Genomic DNA, 17,918 nt, shown 5'->3' on the forward strand with positions numbered 1-17,918 from the left:
AACCATGAAAATCCTTTACTTTTGTAATAATTCTTTTGTTTAAATTTAAGTTAGTTAATTTTTTACAATTTAGGTATATTGTGTTAGCATGGGGGTGTAGAAAATCTTTTATAGTCTATTATACCTATACCAAGGAGAGTGATTTTGATGTTGATCGGCGTACCAAAAGAGATAAAAAATAATGAGAATAGGGTGGCAATGACTCCGGCAAGTGTTTTTTCCTATGTAAACGCAGGGCATACTGTATACGTGGAAAAAGGCGCGGGAAGTGGCTCTAATTATCAAGACGCTGATTTTGTGCAAGCGGGGGCAACAATTGTCGAAACAGCAAAAGAAGCTTGGGGCGTAGATATGGTTGTAAAAGTAAAAGAACCCATTGCATCCGAGTATACATATTTTAAAGAAGGCTTATTACTTTTCACATATTTACATTTAGCGAATGAACCAACTCTTGCGAAAGCTTTGCTAGAGAGTAAAGTAAACAGTGTGGCTTATGAAACAGTAGAACTTGCTGATCATACACTACCACTACTTTCTCCGATGAGTGAAGTTGCAGGAAGAATGGCGGCTCAGATTGGCGCACAATTTTTACAAAGAACAAATGGCGGCATGGGTGTGTTGCTGGGTGGTGTTCCTGGCGTTGAGAAAAGTGAAGTCGTTATTATTGGCGGCGGAATCGCTGGAACAAATGCAGCAAAAATTGCCGTAGGTCTTGGCGCTAATGTTACAATACTAGATATGAATTTAAAACGACTTCGCCAATTGGATGACATTTTCGGCAACCAAGTACAAACTTTAATGTCGAATGATTTTAATATTGAATTAGCTGTCAAAAAAGCGGATTTAGTTATAGGAGCAGTATTAATCCCAGGCGCAAAAGCACCAAAATTAGTTAAGGAACATGTTATTAAACAGATGATTCCTGGCTCGGTTCTTGTTGATATTGCAATTGATCAAGGCGGAATTTTTGAAACTACCGACCATGTTTCCACACACGATGATCCAACATATGAAAAATATGGAGTGCTTCATTATGCAGTTGCTAACATGCCAGGAGCAGTTCCGCGGACATCTACGCTAGCGCTAACAAATGCTACTTTACCGTTTGGATTAAAACTTGCAAATGATGGATTAGAAGAGGCTGTGAAAAAAGATCCTTACCTGTTACGTGGTTTAAATACGTATCAAGGTCACATCACGTATAAAGCCGTTTCGGATTCTCTCGACTTACCATATACAAATAGTGCAGAATTAATTTAATAAAAAAAGCAAACTTCCGCGTGGAAGTTTGCTTTTTTGTTATTTGATAACTTGTAAAGTTTTAGGGAATTCAGTTAGTACCTGAACACCATCTTTTGTAACAACTAAATCATCTTCAATACGAACCCCAGCAACTCCTGGAACGTAAATACCTGGTTCAATTGTAAATACCATATTTTCTTGCAGTTCCATATTGTTTGTTTCTGTAATGGAAGGGAACTCGTGTACACTAGCTCCTAGTCCGTGACCAAGACGATGTGGGAAATAATCGCCGAACCCTGCTTCACGAATAATATTTCTAGCAGTTAAATCAATTTCGCTTGCTTTTATGCCAGCTTTTACTTTATCAACCGCAGCTACTTGAGCTTCTAAAACAGTATCGTAAATCTTTTTCTGTTCATCAGTAATATCGCCAAATGCAACTGTTCGCGTAATATCTGAACAATAACCTTTATGAACTACTCCTAAATCAAATAAAACTAAATCGCCTTTTTTGATTTTTGTTTCTCCGGGAGTTCCGTGTGGTAGGGCGCCGTTTTTACCAGTGAGTACCATCGTATCAAATGACATGGCTGTAACGCCTTTTTTCTTCATTTCATATTCGATTTTGGCAACGATTTCTGCTTCTGTTTTACCTTCTGCGATTTCATCAACACCGACTTGGACAGCGTAATCAGCTAGTAAAGCAGCTTCTTTTAAAATCTTAAGTTCAGCTTCTGTTTTTATAAGGCGGATTTGTTCAATTTTATGTTCAATCGGAATGAATGAGCTGCCAGAGAAAAGTCCTGCTAATTGTTCGTAACGGTCGACACTCATATGTTTTTTCTCAATGGCAAATTTACTTGGATTTGCTACACGTTTTTTGATTTCATCTGCAATAATTTTGAATGGGTTTTCGGTATCGTTATAACCGTATGCCGGGTGGGACCAATCGCCGCCGCGTACATCTTCTACTTCAAGTGCTGGCGTGAATAAAAACGGTTCGCTTTCCGGGAAAACAGCTAGCCCTAGCACGCGTTCATGAGGCTCACTATAATAACCTGAAAAATAAGCGATGTTTTCTGGGTCTGTGATAAATGCCACTTCGGCATCTTGGTCTTTTAGCCAGTTTTGTAAGACATCAATATTTTTTTCCATTTTTGTACCTTCTTTCCAATTGATTTCTCTACAATGATAACATGCAACGGAAATATTTTGGTAATAAACACCTCCTAGTTTACGAGGTGTTATATATTAGTTTATAATAATAGTGGTACAATAATACACATAGAATAATTAATCAGGAAGGAAGTTTTTTAACATGAAGATTTCATTTCATGGTCAGTCTTGTATTAAAATTATCACTGGGAATACGACTATTCTAGTTGATCCATTTATTTCTGGTAATGAAAAATGTGATTTAAAAGCAGAAGAGCAAATGCCAGATTTTATCGTTCTGTCGCATGGGCATGACGATCATGTCGGTGATACAGTTGAAATTGCTAAAAATTCAGGAGCAACTGTTATTTGTAATGCAGATTTAGCTTCATTTTTAGCGGTAGAAGATGGGCTTGAGAACATTGCGCCAATGCATATTGGTGGGAAAAGACAGTTTGATTTTGGACAAGTGAAGTTGACACAAGCATTTCACGGTTCGCAAACAGTGCGTGATGGGCGTATAATTAACCTTGGTTTTCCAACAGGAATCGTTTTTACAATAGAAGGTAAAAATATTTATTTTGCTGGAGATACTGGTTTGTTTTCTGATATGAAATTAATTGGAGAATTAAATCCGTTAGATGTTGCGTTCTTACCGATTGGCGATAATTTTACCATGGGTCCAGAAGACGCGGCGATTGCGGCACGTTTTTTACAAGCAAAACTAGTTATTCCAATGCATTACAATACATTTCCGTTGATTGAGCAAGATCCACATCAATTTGTTGCGTCGCTTGATGAAGGTATTTCCGGAAAAGTACTTGAAATTGGGGAAGGTATCGAAATCTAACAAAATAGGAATGGGTGAACGAGTCGTGGCCACAAAACATGAACAGATTTTAAAATACATTGAAAATCTTGCAGTTGGCGAAAAAATATCTGTGCGGAAAATCGCGAAAAACCTGTCAGTAAGTGAAGGTACTGCTTACCGGGCAATTAAAGATGCGGAAATAATTGGATTTGTTTCTACTATTAAACGAGTAGGTACGCTTCGAATTGAGCGGAAACAAAAAGATAGCATCGAGAAATTAACTTTTGCTGAGATTGTTAATATGATCGATGGACAAGTGCTTGGCGGTCGTGCTGGGTTATATAAATCGCTCAATAAGTTTGTTATTGGTGCGATGACCGTGGAGGCAATGGAACGCTATACGGATGCCGGTAACTTATTAATCGTCGGAAATAGGGTGAGTGCACATGAACTTGCTTTAAAACGCGGTGCTGCGGTACTTATTACTGGTGGTTTTGATACGGACGACGAAGTAAAACAGTTGGCAGATGAGAAGGAATTACCAATTTTATCAACGTCTTATGATACTTTTACAGTTGCGACGATGATTAACCGGGCGATTTACGATCAATTGATTAAAAAAGAAGTTGTTTTCGTAGAGGACATTTTAACGCCGCTTGAAACAACTGCTTATTTGTCCACATCAGATAAAGTGGAAGATTGGCACAAAATGGAAGAAGCAACCGGGCATAGTCGTTTTCCTGTCGTAAATCGGGCGATGCGACTAACTGGTATGGTTACGAGTAAAGATATTTTAGAAAAAAATCCGAGCATTTCGATTGAACGAGTGATGACTAAAAATCCACTAACTGTTGGTCCAAAAATGAGTGTTGCATCAGTGGCACATATGATGATTTGGGAAAGTATCGAAGTCATCCCTGTTGTCAAAGATGATTTAACTTTAATCGGCATCGTTAGTAGACAAGACATTTTGAAATCGATGCAAATGATTCAAAAACAACCACAAGTCGGCGAAACGATTGACGATACGATTGCAAATCAACTTTCCGAAAAAGCAGATACGGGCGAAGAGGCGGATTACGAATTTAAAGTAAGTCCACAAATGACTAATTCGCTTGGGACTTTATCGTATGGCGTATTTACCCAAGTGGTCTGCGAAGTTGTGCAGCAAAAACTATTTTCTATGAAAAAACGCAATGTGGCGATTGAAAATGTAACGATGTATTTTCTAAAACCTGTTCAAATGGATGCGACAATCGTCATTAAACCGCGAATTTTGGAAATGGGACGTAAAGCTGGGAAGTTAGATGTGGAGCTTTATTTAGAAGGGATTTTGACCGGAAAAGCTATAGTCGCTTGTCAAATGATGGAACGTTAAAAAGAAACAGAGGCGAAACAATGAAAAGTGAGATTTTACAACAAATAAAACAATATGAAACGATTATTTTGCATAGACATGTACGTCCTGACCCAGATGCATACGGTTCGCAAATGGGACTTGCAGAAATTATTCGAGCTAGTTTTCCTGAGAAAAAAGTCTACTCGGTTGGAAATGATGAAGTATCGCTCCAATTTCTAGGTGCAGTAGATGAAATAGCTGATGAAGTATATAAGGATGCGCTTGTAATTGTGTGTGATACCGCGAATCAAGAGCGGATTTCAGATGGGCGGTTTAACCTCGGTAAAGCACTAATCAAAATCGATCACCATCCAAATGACGATGCTTACGGTGATTTACTTTGGGTTGATACGACGGCCTCTTCTTGTAGCGAAATGATTGCTGCTTTTTGGGAATCATTTTCAGAAGAGTTAATTCTAAATGAAACAGCTGCAAGACTGCTATATGCTGGAATTGTTGGTGATACTGGACGGTTCTTGTATCCAAGTACAACAGAAGAAACTTTACTTCTATCCTCGTATTTAGTAACATTTCCGTTTGATCGTCCGGCGCTTTACCGTGAATTATATGAGCTACCAAAAAATACGGTGAAGCTTTCAGGGTATATTTTGCAAAACTTTGTCATGGATGAAAATGGCGCTGCAACCGTTTATTTAAGTGATACGCTTTTGAGAGAGTTTGAAGTAGATCCGCGCGACGCTTCCGCACTTGTATCTTGTATCGAAAACGTGGAAGGAATTAAGGCGTGGATTATGTTCATTCAAGAAGGCCCGGTTTTCAGAGCGCGGTTACGTTCAAAAGGACCAGTTATTAATGAACTAGCCAAAGAATACGGTGGAGGCGGACATCCGCTTGCTTCTGGCGCGACTCTTCATAATGAAGAAGAAATAAAAGAAATGACAGCAAAACTTGCGCGCATCTGTGCGGCTAAATAAACAAGAAATAAAGCCAGTTTAACTAACTGGCTTTATTTTTTATATAAAAACGCGAACACACTTTCTTTTTTTTAGCTTAACCGATATAATGGAAAAAGAGAGTTTTGAAAGGAGAGAGGATAGTGGGGTTTGTTCATTTACAAGTTGCGAGTGCTTATGATTTGCTTTCTAGTACAGCATCAATCGATAAGTTAATCGCTAAAGCAAAAGAATACCATTATCCAGCCTTAGCAATTACGGATAAAAATGTACTTTATGGAGTAGTCGAGTTTTATCAAAAATGTTTAGCGGCGGATATAAAACCAATTATTGGGATGACGGTGACAATACAAGGTTACTTAAATCCAATTAATTCATATGAGTTGATATTAATTGCGGAATCAACCGCTGGATATCATGAGTTATTAAAAATCGCGAGTGCCATTCAAACGCGGGAAGAAGGTCCCGAATTACCGCAAAGTTGGCTACGTGCGTACAGCAGTAATTTAATTGCCATTTCACCCGGCGCCAAAGGAGAAGTAGAGCGTCTTCTTATGGAAGAAAATCGCGACGGGGCACTAGAAGTTTACGAGAACTTAGTCAGTATTTTTGGCAAAGAATCCGTTTATTTATCAGCCCAAAAAGAAAACACACGTCTTTTTGCCAAAATAGAAGCTTTTTCAGCAGAAGAAAAGGCTCCTGTTGTTGCAACGAAAGATGTCCAATATATGGAGCCAAAAGATGCTCAGGCTAAAGAAGTTTTGACTGCGATACGTGACAATCGGACTGTGGATTGGGCGACATTACCACTCGCTGGTCCGAATTATTTTACTTCACAAGCTGAAATGGAGCGTGACTGGCAAACTGATTTTGAAAAACAGGCATGTCTCGAAACAGAGAAATTAGCCGAACGCTGCCACGTTGAAATTGCCTTAGATCAGCATTTATTGCCAAGATTTCCGTTAAATGAAGAACAAAACGCACCTGATGTTTTAAGAGAAACAGCTTATGCTGGCTTAAAAGAGCGGAATTTATTAGCAAAAGAATACCAAGAACGGCTAGATTATGAGCTAAAAGTTATTACGGAGATGGGATTTGCGGATTATTTCCTAATTGTTTGGGATGTTATACGTTATTCTCGAGAAGCAGGAATTTTAACTGGGCCAGGTCGGGGTTCTGCGGCAGGATCGCTTGTTTCCTATGCACTTAGAATTACCGATGTCGATCCAATTCGTTATAACTTGCTATTTGAACGATTTTTAAACCCAGAACGAATAACGATGCCCGATATTGATTTAGATTTTCCAGATAATCGCCGGGATGAAGTGATTTCTTATGTTGTATCGAAATACGGCGAGGCGCATGTTGCCCAAATTGGCACATTCGGAACATTAGCGGCTAAAGCGGCGATTCGTGATACTGCCAGAAGCTTTGGCTTAAATTCAGTACTTTTATCAGAATGGTCGAAGTTAATTCCGAGTCAATTAGGCATTACCTTACAAAAAGCTTTACAAGAAAGTCCTCGCTTAGAAAATCATATTAAAAGTTCCAAAGAAAACGAAATGATATGGGAAGTAGCTTGCCAACTCGAAGGTTTACCGCGCCACATTTCGACGCATGCTGCCGGGATTGTTATTAGCGATAAGCCACTCGTCGAACAAGTTGCGCTTCAATTAGGTAGCGGCGATGCTAGATTGACCCAGTTTGCTATGGGGGAATTAGAAAAAATCGGCTTACTTAAAATGGATTTTCTTGGACTTAGAAATCTAAGTTTATTAGATCGTGTTTTAAAATCAGTTAATTATAATAGAGAAACGCCATTAACTTTAGCAGATATTTCTTTGGAAGATAAAAAAACTTTAAAACTCTTCCAAACCGGTGACACGACAGGTGTTTTCCAATTTGAATCGGATGGTATTCGCCGCGTACTTCGGAAACTAAAGCCGACTTCTTTTGAGGATGTTGTGGCCGTGGACGCGCTTTATCGCCCAGGTCCAATGGAACAAATTGATACTTTCATCGCCAGAAAACACGGAAAAGAAAAAATCCAATACCCACATCCAGATTTAGCACCTATTTTAGAAGTGACTTACGGCGTTATCGTATACCAAGAACAAATTATCCAAGTAGCGAATCAAATGGCTGGTTTTTCACTTGGGGAAGCAGATTTATTAAGACGAGCTGTCAGCAAGAAAAAAGCGGATGTTTTAAACGAGCAGCGGATTCATTTTGTTGAAGGAGCTAAAAGTAAAGGTTATTCAGAGAGTAGTGCTAACCAAGTTTATGACATGATTGTTCAATTCGCGAACTATGGGTTTAACCGAAGTCATGCAGCTGCTTACTCGAAAATCGCTTTTCAATTGGCCTATTTAAAAGCCCATTATCCAGCAGCATTTATGTCATCGCTTCTTAGTTCTGTTTTTGGAAATGATGACAAAATTTCTCAATATATCACAGAAGCAAAGAACTACGGTATCAACATGTTAGCACCGAGCATTAATCATAGTAATTACTACTTTCAAATGGAAAACGAGACCTCGATTCGTTATAGTTTCCGCGTTATTCGAAAAGTACCAACGAAATTTATTTTAGAAATCATCAATGAACGAAAAAAAGCGCCTTTTAAAGACTTCTTTGATTTTTGTGAAAGAATGCCACATAAAATGCTTTCAGAAACTGTTTTAGAAGCGCTTGTTTTTTCTGGTTGTTTTGATGAATTTGGCGAAGACCGGGCAACTATTTTAGCAACAATAGATGCAGTACTGCAATACATTTCATTACTCGGAGAAGATTCAAAAGGGATGAATCTTTTTGCAGAAGATGACGATTTTTTGAAAAAAATGAAACCACGCTACCGGAAAACCGCACCAATTTCGATTGATGAAAAGCTAGAAAAAGAAAAACTATATACAGGTCAATATGTTTCGGCACATCCCGTATCTTATTACCAAAATAAATTACAAAACCTTGCTATTACAAGACTAGCAAGTGTTAGCTCTGGGAAAATTTATCAAGTTGCAGCCTATGTTCATGAGGTGAAATCAATACGAACTAAAAAAGGTGAAACGATGTGTTTTTTGACTATTAGCGATGAATCAAAGGAACTAAGTGCAGTTATGTTTCCTGAAAGCTACCGAAAATACGCGAATTTTGCTCAAAAAGGAGAAATTCTTTTTCTTAAAGTGAAGGCAGATATGAGGAATGGCGAACTTCAATTAATTATCAATGAAGCCCAAGACTTAAAAGAAATAAAAGCTCCGGTAAGACTATTTTTAAAAGTCACGGAATCACTGCAAATGGAACAAATAAAACCGATTTTAGCGCGTCATAAAGGGGACAGTAAAGTCATTATTCACCAAGCGATAACTAAACAAACAACGGAACTAAAAAATATTCAAGTTAAACCGTCAAATGAGTTGCAAGAAGCGCTAGTAGAGTTACTTGGTAAAGAGAATGTGGTGTTTAAGTAATCTTAGACTTTCTATATTTATAGAAAGTATGTTATAGTTTAACGTGGAAAACAATACTGCGCAGTCTGTCCATTTTGATTCGGATAGACTGGCATTTTGTCTTCTTGTGGGAAAATGCGGTTGAAATATGTTTCACGTCTTTATTCATTTTTCATTTATATAACATTAAAATCGTTATGAACCACAATAGAAAGCGTAAATGGGGAGGGTTATCCTTGCTAGGAGACTTGTTTACAAAACCAAAAAAGAGAAAATATGCCACAATTCCTTCTGATGGGACGAAAGCGGATGTTCCAGAAGGTATTATGACAAAATGTCCAGAATGCAAAAAAATAATGTATACCAAAGAATTGCAAAAGAATCTTATGGTATGTAATTATTGTGGTTTTCACCATCCAATTGGAGCAACAGCTAGAATTGATATGTTAGTTGACGAAGGTTCGTTTGAAGAACTTGATGCTAATTTAACAACGGCAAATCCACTTGGTTTTGAAAATTATATGGATCGAATTGAGAAAGATAAGCAGAAGAGTGGTTTGAATGAAGCGATTGTTACTGGTCATGCTACCATTGATGGTAATCCACTTGTGATTGCTGTTATGGACTCGCGCTTTAGAATGGCGAGTATGGGGTCAGTAGTTGGCGAAAAAATCCTTCGCGGGGTAGAAGAAGCCGATAAAACAAATAAACCATTTGTTATTTTCACAGCTTCTGGTGGCGCGCGTATGCAGGAAGGAATGCTTTCCTTAATGCAAATGGCAAAAACTTCTGCGGCATTTAAACGGTTTAGCAATCACGGTGGTCTTGTCATTACTGTGATGACACATCCAACAACAGGTGGTGTTTCGGCTAGTTTTGCATCACTTGGAGACTATAATTTTGCAGAACCAGGCGCACTTATTGGTTTCGCAGGACGAAGAGTTATTGAGCAAACTGTTCGTGAAGAACTACCAGAAGATTTCCAAACAGCGGAATTCTTATTAAAACATGGACAACTAGATGACTGTATTTCACGTCTTGATTTAAAAAATAAATTAAGCTTTATTTTAAAAATCCATGTGAAAACACCTGAAGCTGGAGGTGAATCTGATGGCGAATGAAATGGAATTTGAGAAACCAATTTTAGAATTAAAAAGTAAAATTGCAGACTTAAAAGAATACAATGAAACATCAGATGTAGACTTAACGAATGAAATCGAGAAGTTGGAGAAGCGTCTAGCTAAATTAGAAGCAAGCATTTATAGTAATATGACTGCTTGGGACAAATTTCAAGTGGCTCGTCATCCAGAACGACCTACAACGCTTGATTATATCTCGCTTTTATTCGAAGACTTTATGGAACTTCACGGCGACCGGACATTTGGAGATGACGCTGCAATAGTTGGTGGAATTGCTACTTTTAAAGGCACTCCAGTCACAGTTATTGGTCACCAACGCGGTAAAGATACTAAAGATAATTTACATCGTAATTTTGGTATGCCGCATCCTGAAGGCTTCCGCAAAGCGCTTCGTTTAATGAAACAGGCAGATAAATTTGGTCGACCAATTATTTGCTTCATTGATACTAAAGGGGCTTATCCAGGTCGCGCTGCAGAAGAACGTGGTCAAAGTGAAGCGATTGCTAGAAACCTTTATGAAATGAGCGATATGAAAGTACCAATTATTTCTATTGTTATTGGTGAAGGTGGAAGTGGCGGTGCGTTAGCTCTTGGCCTTGGTAACCAAATTTTCATGTTAGAGAATGCTGTTTTCTCTGTTATTTCACCAGAAGGCGCTGCAGCAATTTTATGGAAAGATGCAAGTCTAGCCAAAAAAGCAGCGGAGTCTATGCGAATTACAGCAGGAGATTTATACGAATTAGGTATTACTGATGGGATTATTCCTGAAGTAAAAGGCGGTGCTCATCGCGATTTAGCAGCACAAGCAGAAGAAATTAATAAAACTATCACGAAATCCCTTCATGCATTAATGGCCTTTTCTGAAGAGCAACTAATTGAGCAACGTTACGATAAATTCAAAAAAATCGGCGTTTACGAAACTTTATAAAGTCCAAAAGAAGATGATTCTCTTATTTTTAAGGAATCATCTTCTTTTTATATAGTAATGTAGAAAAGAAAGTTTATAAGTTCACAAGTATAGACCAATTAAAGTGTTATTTAGGTAGAAAGCCATTTTGCGGGTGAAATGGAATAGACCGATATGAAAAAGCGCATGTGCAAGCGGTTACGCTTTAAAAAAGTGTTCTGTTGGAGCTTTTCATTTGAGCTTTTTTCATGTAGAATAAACACATGTGATGAAAAACAATATCATTGTCTGAGGTGGTAAGTAAAATGAAACGAATTGCAATTTTAACAAGTGGAGGAGACGCTCCTGGAATGAATGCAGCCACTCGCGCTGTTGTACGGAAAGCAATCTATGAAGGACTTGAGGTTTACGGTATTAACTATGGCTTTTTAGGGCTAGTCAATGGCGATATTCGTAAATTAGAATTAGGTTCTGTTGGTGATTTACTTCACCGCGGAGGTACATTCCTTTATTCCGCAAGATATCCTGAATTCGCTACAGAAGAAGGACAACTTAAAGGAATTGAACAATTGAAAAAACATCAAATCGATGGCTTAGTTGTTATCGGTGGAGATGGTTCTTATCACGGCGCGGAAGCACTTACAAAACGTGGATTCCCAACTATTGGTATCCCAGGAACAATTGATAATGATATTTCTGGAACTGATTTTACTATTGGTTTTGATACAGCGCTAAACACTGTGCTTGATGCACTTGATAAAATCCGCGATACAGCGACAAGTCATGAACGTACTTTCATTATTGAAGTTATGGGTCGTGACGCAGGTGATATCGCACTTTGGTCTGGCCTTGCTGGTGGCGCTGAAGCTATCATCGTTCCAGAAGAAAGCTTTAACATGGACGATGTTGTGGATCGTTTAAACAAAGGTCGCGAACGTGGTAAAAAACATAGTATTATTGTAGTTGCTGAAGGAGTTATGTCTGGTAACGAGTTTGCCAAACAACTAGCTGAATATGGCGATTATCATGCACGTGTAACTGTTCTTGGACATGTTCAACGTGGTGGTAGCCCAACTGCATTTGACCGTGTACTTGCAAGTCGTCTTGGTGCGCGCTCAGTAGAATTATTGCTAGAAAACCGCGGAGGATTAGCTGTTGGAATCCGTGAAAATAGAATTGTCGAAAATAATATTGGTGAAATTTTAAAAGAAAAACACACTCTTGATCAAAAATTATTTGATCTTGCATCTATTTTGTCGATTTAAAACGGCTGAAGAGCTGGCTGCCATGACAAAGCATGGTAGCCTTTCTTTGTGAAAAATTTTAGTAACGTATAAAAATAGACTTTGAGAAAAAAGAGAAGTCAATTGTTAATCAAGCATGCTGTAACAATCTGGAAAACGTTTTCTTGTTATCGTTACCATGCTTCACAATTGCGCTCTTATTCACAAACTTACTTGTTTTGCAAGGTTGTGACTGGTAAAATAGGTAATATATGTTTATAATGAATACGAATGAATAGCTAAGTTCTAGGAGGAGTAATAACATGAAAAAAACGAAAATTGTTTGTACAATTGGTCCTGCAAGTGAGTCAGTTGACACATTAGTTCAGTTGATCGAAGCAGGAATGAACGTTGCACGTCTTAATTTCTCTCACGGAGATTTTGAAGAGCACGGTGCGCGTATTGTAAATATCCGTGAAGCATCGAAAAAAACTGGCAAACAAGTTGCTATCTTACTTGATACAAAAGGTCCAGAAATCCGTACAAACGACATGGTCGGCGGAAAATTAGAATTCCAAACAGGTGACGTTGTACGTGTATCTATGACTCCTGTTGAAGGAACAAAAGAAAAATTCTCTGTAACTTACGGAGAACTTTATGATGACGTAGAAATTGGTTCTTCCATTTTACTTGATGACGGTTTAATCGGTCTTGAAGTAATCGAAAAAGACGAAGCTAATCGCGAACTAGTAACTAAAGTACTTAACCCAGGTGTACTTAAAAATAAAAAAGGTGTTAACGTACCGAATGTTTCTATCAACCTACCAGGAATCACAGAAAAAGATGCTGCTGATATCCGCTTCGGTTTAGAACAAGGTATTGACTTTATCGCTGCATCTTTCGTACGTCGTGCTACAGATGTTCTTGAAATTACTAAAATTTTAGAAGAGCATAACGCAACTCACGTACAAATCATTCCTAAAATCGAAAACCAAGAAGGCGTTGACAACATCGACGAAATCTTACAAGTATCTCAAGGCTTAATGGTTGCTCGTGGTGACCTAGGCGTTGAAATTCCAGCTGAAGAAGTTCCGATTGTACAAAAAGAACTTATCAGAAAATGTAATAAACTTGGTAAACCTGTTATTACTGCTACACAAATGCTTGATTCCATGCAACGTAACCCACGTCCAACTCGCGCTGAAGCAAGTGACGTAGCGAATGCGATTTTTGATGGAACAGATGCTATTATGTTATCCGGTGAAACAGCTGCTGGGGATTATCCAGTAGAAGCAGTTAAAATGATGGCGAAAATCGCTGTTCGTACTGAGGAAGTTCTAGTTGCTCAAGATAAATTTGCACTTAAACTTCATGAAAATACAGATATGACAGAAGCTATCGGTCAAGCAGTTGGCCATACTGCGAAAAACCTAAACGTTCAAACTATCGTTGCTGCGACTCAAAGTGGTCACACAGCTCGTATGATTTCTAAATACCGTCCAAAATCTCATATCGTTGCTGTAACATTCAACGAACATGTATATCGCGGATTAGCTCTTTCTTGGGGCGTATATCCTCGTCTAGCTACTCCTGTTAGCAATACAGACGAAATGTTCGACCTTGCAGTAAAAGAATCTCTTGCTTCTGGTGTTGCGAAACAAGGCGATCTAATCATCATCACTGCTGGTGTTCCAGTTACAGAAAGTGGAACAACAAACGTTATGAAAATCCAATTAATTGGTGAAAAAGTAGTTAAAGGCCAAGGTATTGGTAGCAAATCAGTTATTGGTAAAGCAGTAGTTGCTAAATCCAATGCAGAAGCTCTTCAAAAAGCAGAAGAAGGCGGAATCTTAATCGTTAAAACAACTGATAAAGAAATCCTTCCTGCATTCGAGAAAAGTGCTGCAGTTGTTGTCGAAGAAGGCGGCTTAACTAGCCATGCAGCAGTTGTTGGAATCAACCTTGGCATTCCTGTCATCGTTGGCGCTAAAGACGCAACATCTCTTGTAAAAGACGGTGAAATCATCACTGTTGATTCTCGTCAAGGTGTTGTATATAACGGCAAAACAGCAACTCACTAAAATTAACCTTTCTAAAAGCGTCCCGCTAGCGGGACGCTTTTTTTGTGTCTACGCTTGTATTGTTTTTCGATTGCGCTAAAATAGGTTATAATAGTCATTAAGTATTGGAGTTGATTTTATGAGAAAATTTATTCTTTATTGGGCTTTATATGGCTTAACAGAATTGATTATGTATGTTTGGCTATTCCAAGTAATCGGTTTTTGGCCACTTCTTTTTATTCAAATAGCTTCGAGCGCCTTTGGTATTTTTATTTTCAAACGCCTTGGAGGCAACCTTTTCCGGAATTTACGTGATGGACGAACAGTAGCACCATATTTATTAGATAGCCTATGCTTTTTTATCGCGGGTTTCCTATTAATTATTCCAGGAGTTATTACAACTATTTTAGGGCTAGTTATTTTTATCCCGTTTTCTCGTAAACTATTAAAACCTAAATTAACGAAGTGGCTTGGAAACCAAAAGAAACACACACAATATTATTATTTTGATATGTAATTGAAACCTCTATGGGAAAAAACTTTCTATAGAGGTTTAGTTGAAAAAAGGGTAATTCATTTTCCTTATGGCATTTTAGTATTACTATAAGGTATGTTTATGATATAATAATTGTTATCTCGCTTCCTAGATGCGTGATATTGAAAGGTGACTTAGTATGTTTACGGAAAGTATGTTGTTTTTACTTCTTTTTTTACTTCTTGGACTTATAGCAAAAAATAATTCGCTTATTATTGCGGTAGCTGTCGTTATTTTATTAAAGTTATTTCACGTCGATGGTAAAGCAATGGAACTGATTCAAGCTAAAGGAATTAATTGGGGCGTAACGATTATTACTGTTGCTATCTTAATTCCAATCGCGACTGGTCAAATCGGTTTTAAAGATTTAATTGATTCTTTTAAATCGGCAGCTGGCTGGATTGGTCTTGGGGCAGGAATTGCTGTTTCTATTTTAGCGAAAAAGGGTGTAGGCTATATGGCCGTTGATCCACAAGTAACTGTTTCACTTGTATTTGGAACGATTTTAGCAGTAGTACTGTTTAGAGGGATTGCTGCTGGACCGGTAATTGCAGCGGGTATTGCGTATATGGCAATGCAGTTAGTTGCATTCATAAAATAAATACATAAGTAAAAAAGGATAAAAGGAGGAAACGAAATGACGTTATCTAAAGGGTTGGAAAATGTATATGTTGCTGAGACTTCCATTAGTTCTATTATTGATGATATGTTAACGTACGTTGGTTACGGTATTGATGATTTGATGGAAAATAATGCTTCTTTTGAAGAAGTGATTTACTTATTATGGCATTTACGTTTGCCAAATAAAGAAGAATTTAAAAAGTTTAAATTAGAAATCCAAGAAAATATGGCAGTATCTGAAACCATTATTACAAGTTTAAGAATGCAAAATCATCAAAAATTGCATCCAATGAGCGTTTTAAGAACAACGGTATCGATGTTAGGTGTGTTTGACACCGAAGCAGAATTAGATGATGGGGAAGCTGTGTACCGAAAAGGGCTACGTCTTCAAGCGAAAATGCCAACGATTGTTGCTGCTTTTTCAAGAATTCGTCGCGGACTTGATCCCATTCCGCCAAGAGAAGATTTAAATATGGCAGCAAATTTCCTTTATATGATTACAGGGGAAGAAGCGGATGAGTTATCGGTAGAAGCAATGAACAAAGCGCTAGTACTGCACGCAGACCATGAGTTTAATGCATCTACATTTACAGCTCGAGTTTGTGTGGCAACGCTTTCGGACGTTTATTCTGGTGTAACATCTGCCATTGGTGCGCTAAAAGGCCCACTTCATGGTGGTGCGAACGAACGTGTATTTGATATGTTAGAAGAAATCGATGCAGCTGGCGATGTACGTAATTATATCCAAGAAAAAATCGATACTAAACAAAAAATCATGGGCTTTGGTCACCGAGTTTATCGTGGTGGGGATCCGCGTGCCCAACATTTACGTGAAATGTCTAGAAAATTAACTGCTGAAAAAGGCGAAGAAAAATGGTTTGATATTTCACTGCAAGTAGAAGAAGCTGTTTGGGAATTAAAACATTTAAAACCTAATGTCGACTTTTATTCAGCTTCGGTTTATCACGCGCTTGGGATTGACCGCGATTTATTCACGCTAGTATTTTCTGTAAGTCGTGTTTCTGGTTGGTTAGCGCACATTTTTGAACAATATCGTGATAATCGTCTTATTCGTCCACGTGCTATCTACGTTGGACCTGAAAATAGAAGTTATTTACCTGTAGAAGAACGAATTTAATGGAGGAGGAACAAGTTTTATGAGTCAAAAAATTCAAGTAGAAAATGGTGTTTTAAAAACACCGAACAACCCAGTCATTCCTTTTATTGAAGGAGATGGAACAGGTCCAGACATCTGGGCAGCTGCAAAACGCGTTTTAGATGCGGCAGTTAAAAAAGCTTACAATGGCGAAAAAGAAATTGCTTGGAAAGAAGTTCTAGCTGGCGAAAAAGCATTTAAACAAACTGGCGAATGGCTTCCACAAGAAACACTAGATACAATTGATGAGTATTTAATTGCTATTAAAGGGCCACTTACAACGCCAATTGGTGGCGGGATTCGCTCTCTAAACGTTGCTTTACGTCAAGAGTTAGATTTATATGTATGTTTACGACCAGTGCGTTATTTCAAAGGTGTTCCGTCACCAGTAAAACGTCCTGAAGATACTGATATGGTCATTTTCCGTGAAAATACAGAAGATATTTATGCGGGAATTGAATTTAAAGAAGGTAGCGCAGAATCGAAAAAATTAATTGATTTCTTAAAATCGGAGTTTGGTGTGGATAAAATTCGTTTCCCGGAAACTTCTGGTATTGGGATTAAACCAATTTCAAAAGAAGGAACAGAGCGTTTAGTCCGTTCAGCGATTGAATATGCGATTAAAGAAGGACGTAAATCTTTAACACTTGTACACAAAGGAAATATCATGAAATTCACTGAAGGAGCTTTCAAAAACTGGGGCTATGATTTATGTGAACGCGAATACGGCGATAAAGTATTTACTTGGAACGAGTATGATCGTATCAAAGAAGCAGAAGGTACAGAAGCTGCTGATGCAAAACAAAAAGAAGAGCTTGCTGCTGGGAAAATATTAGTAAAAGATTCGATTGCAGATATTTTCTTACAACAAATCCTCACTCGCCCAGCTGAATTTGATGTAGTAGCTACGATGAATTTAAATGGAGATTACATTTCTGATGCCCTTGCTGCTCAAGTAGGTGGAATTGGAATTGCTCCTGGAGCGAACATTAATTATTTAACTGGTCATGCGATTTTTGAAGCAACACATGGTACTGCTCCAAAATATGCTGGTCTTGATAAAGTCAATCCATCATCCGTTATTTTATCTGGAACATTACTACTTGAACATATTGGCTGGGGTGAAGCAGCAGCACTCATTAACCACTCTATGGAAAAAACTATCGCTGCAAAAACCGTAACATATGATTTCGCTAGATTAATGGATGGAGCTACAGAAGTTAAATGTTCGGAATTTGCGGACGAGTTAATCAAAAACTTCTAAAATAAGTCAATTTTAAACGATAAAACTAGTTTGTAATATCTTT

General features: G+C 38.0%; 14 protein-coding genes. 13 read left to right on the forward strand and 1 reads right to left on the reverse strand.

Annotated elements, in window-relative coordinates; translation table 11 throughout:
* Window positions 1-147 precede the first annotated feature (147 nt).
* Window positions 148-1,260, forward strand: a complete 1,113-nt coding sequence (gene ald, locus AC4PG8_RS00545; protein WP_492169922.1) for an alanine dehydrogenase — start codon at window positions 148-150, stop codon at window positions 1,258-1,260.
* A gap of 39 nt (window positions 1,261-1,299) precedes the next feature.
* Here ald and AC4PG8_RS00550 read toward each other — a convergent pair whose 3' ends face one another.
* Window positions 1,300-2,397, reverse strand: a complete 1,098-nt coding sequence (locus AC4PG8_RS00550; RefSeq protein ID WP_492169923.1) for a M24 family metallopeptidase — start codon at window positions 2,395-2,397, stop codon at window positions 1,300-1,302.
* Window positions 2,398-2,560: 163 nt separating this feature from the next.
* Here AC4PG8_RS00550 and AC4PG8_RS00555 point away from each other — a divergent pair, with 163 nt between their 5' ends.
* The 12 genes from AC4PG8_RS00555 (at window position 2,561) to icd (ending at window position 17,875) form a co-directional block, all read left to right on the forward strand.
* The gene (locus AC4PG8_RS00555) at window positions 2,561-3,247 is read left to right on the forward strand and encodes a metal-dependent hydrolase (protein WP_003772005.1); all 687 of its coding nucleotides are present in this window, start codon (window positions 2,561-2,563) and stop codon (window positions 3,245-3,247) included.
* Window positions 3,248-3,272: 25 nt separating this feature from the next.
* A complete protein-coding gene (ytoI, locus tag AC4PG8_RS00560; RefSeq protein ID WP_010991612.1) occupies window positions 3,273-4,586 on the forward strand; it encodes a CBS-HotDog domain-containing transcription factor YtoI in 1,314 nt (437 codons plus the stop codon).
* Window positions 4,587-4,606: 20 nt separating this feature from the next.
* The gene (locus AC4PG8_RS00565; RefSeq protein WP_185504935.1) at window positions 4,607-5,542 is read left to right on the forward strand and encodes a DHH family phosphoesterase; all 936 of its coding nucleotides are present in this window, start codon (window positions 4,607-4,609) and stop codon (window positions 5,540-5,542) included.
* A 122-nt stretch (window positions 5,543-5,664) separates the two neighbouring features.
* A complete protein-coding gene (dnaE, locus tag AC4PG8_RS00570) occupies window positions 5,665-8,991 on the forward strand; it encodes a DNA polymerase III subunit alpha (RefSeq protein WP_492169924.1) in 3,327 nt (1,108 codons plus the stop codon).
* 215 nt (window positions 8,992-9,206) lie between these two features.
* Window positions 9,207-10,091: an acetyl-CoA carboxylase, carboxyltransferase subunit beta gene (gene accD, locus AC4PG8_RS00575; RefSeq protein WP_010991609.1), complete on the forward strand. Its 885-nt coding sequence runs from the start codon at window positions 9,207-9,209 to the stop codon at window positions 10,089-10,091.
* The gene (locus AC4PG8_RS00580; protein ID WP_003771994.1) at window positions 10,081-11,037 is read left to right on the forward strand and encodes an acetyl-CoA carboxylase carboxyltransferase subunit alpha; all 957 of its coding nucleotides are present in this window, start codon (window positions 10,081-10,083) and stop codon (window positions 11,035-11,037) included. The genes accD and AC4PG8_RS00580 overlap by 11 nt, the downstream gene beginning before the upstream one ends.
* Before the next feature lie 284 nt (window positions 11,038-11,321).
* Complete coding sequence (gene pfkA / locus AC4PG8_RS00585) at window positions 11,322-12,281, forward strand: 6-phosphofructokinase (protein ID WP_003762450.1); 960 nt, start codon at window positions 11,322-11,324, stop codon at window positions 12,279-12,281.
* Between the two features lie 281 nt (window positions 12,282-12,562).
* Window positions 12,563-14,320, forward strand: a complete 1,758-nt coding sequence (pyk, locus tag AC4PG8_RS00590) for a pyruvate kinase (protein WP_003771992.1) — start codon at window positions 12,563-12,565, stop codon at window positions 14,318-14,320.
* Between the two features lie 118 nt (window positions 14,321-14,438).
* A complete protein-coding gene (locus tag AC4PG8_RS00595; RefSeq protein ID WP_185562364.1) occupies window positions 14,439-14,816 on the forward strand; it encodes an FxsA family protein in 378 nt (125 codons plus the stop codon).
* A gap of 157 nt (window positions 14,817-14,973) precedes the next feature.
* Entirely contained in the window at window positions 14,974-15,435 is a 462-nt protein-coding gene (locus AC4PG8_RS00600; RefSeq protein ID WP_003762446.1) for a DUF441 domain-containing protein, read from the forward strand.
* Between the two features lie 36 nt (window positions 15,436-15,471).
* Window positions 15,472-16,593 carry a citrate synthase gene (gene citZ / locus AC4PG8_RS00605; RefSeq protein WP_003771989.1) on the forward strand — a complete coding sequence of 374 codons (1,122 nt, stop codon included), beginning with the start codon at window positions 15,472-15,474 and terminating at the stop codon, window positions 16,591-16,593.
* A gap of 19 nt (window positions 16,594-16,612) precedes the next feature.
* The gene (icd, locus tag AC4PG8_RS00610; protein ID WP_003771987.1) at window positions 16,613-17,875 is read left to right on the forward strand and encodes an NADP-dependent isocitrate dehydrogenase; all 1,263 of its coding nucleotides are present in this window, start codon (window positions 16,613-16,615) and stop codon (window positions 17,873-17,875) included.
* Window positions 17,876-17,918 lie beyond the last annotated feature (43 nt).

This window comes from Listeria sp. MAN/IMW/UF555, from assembly GCF_058684075.1.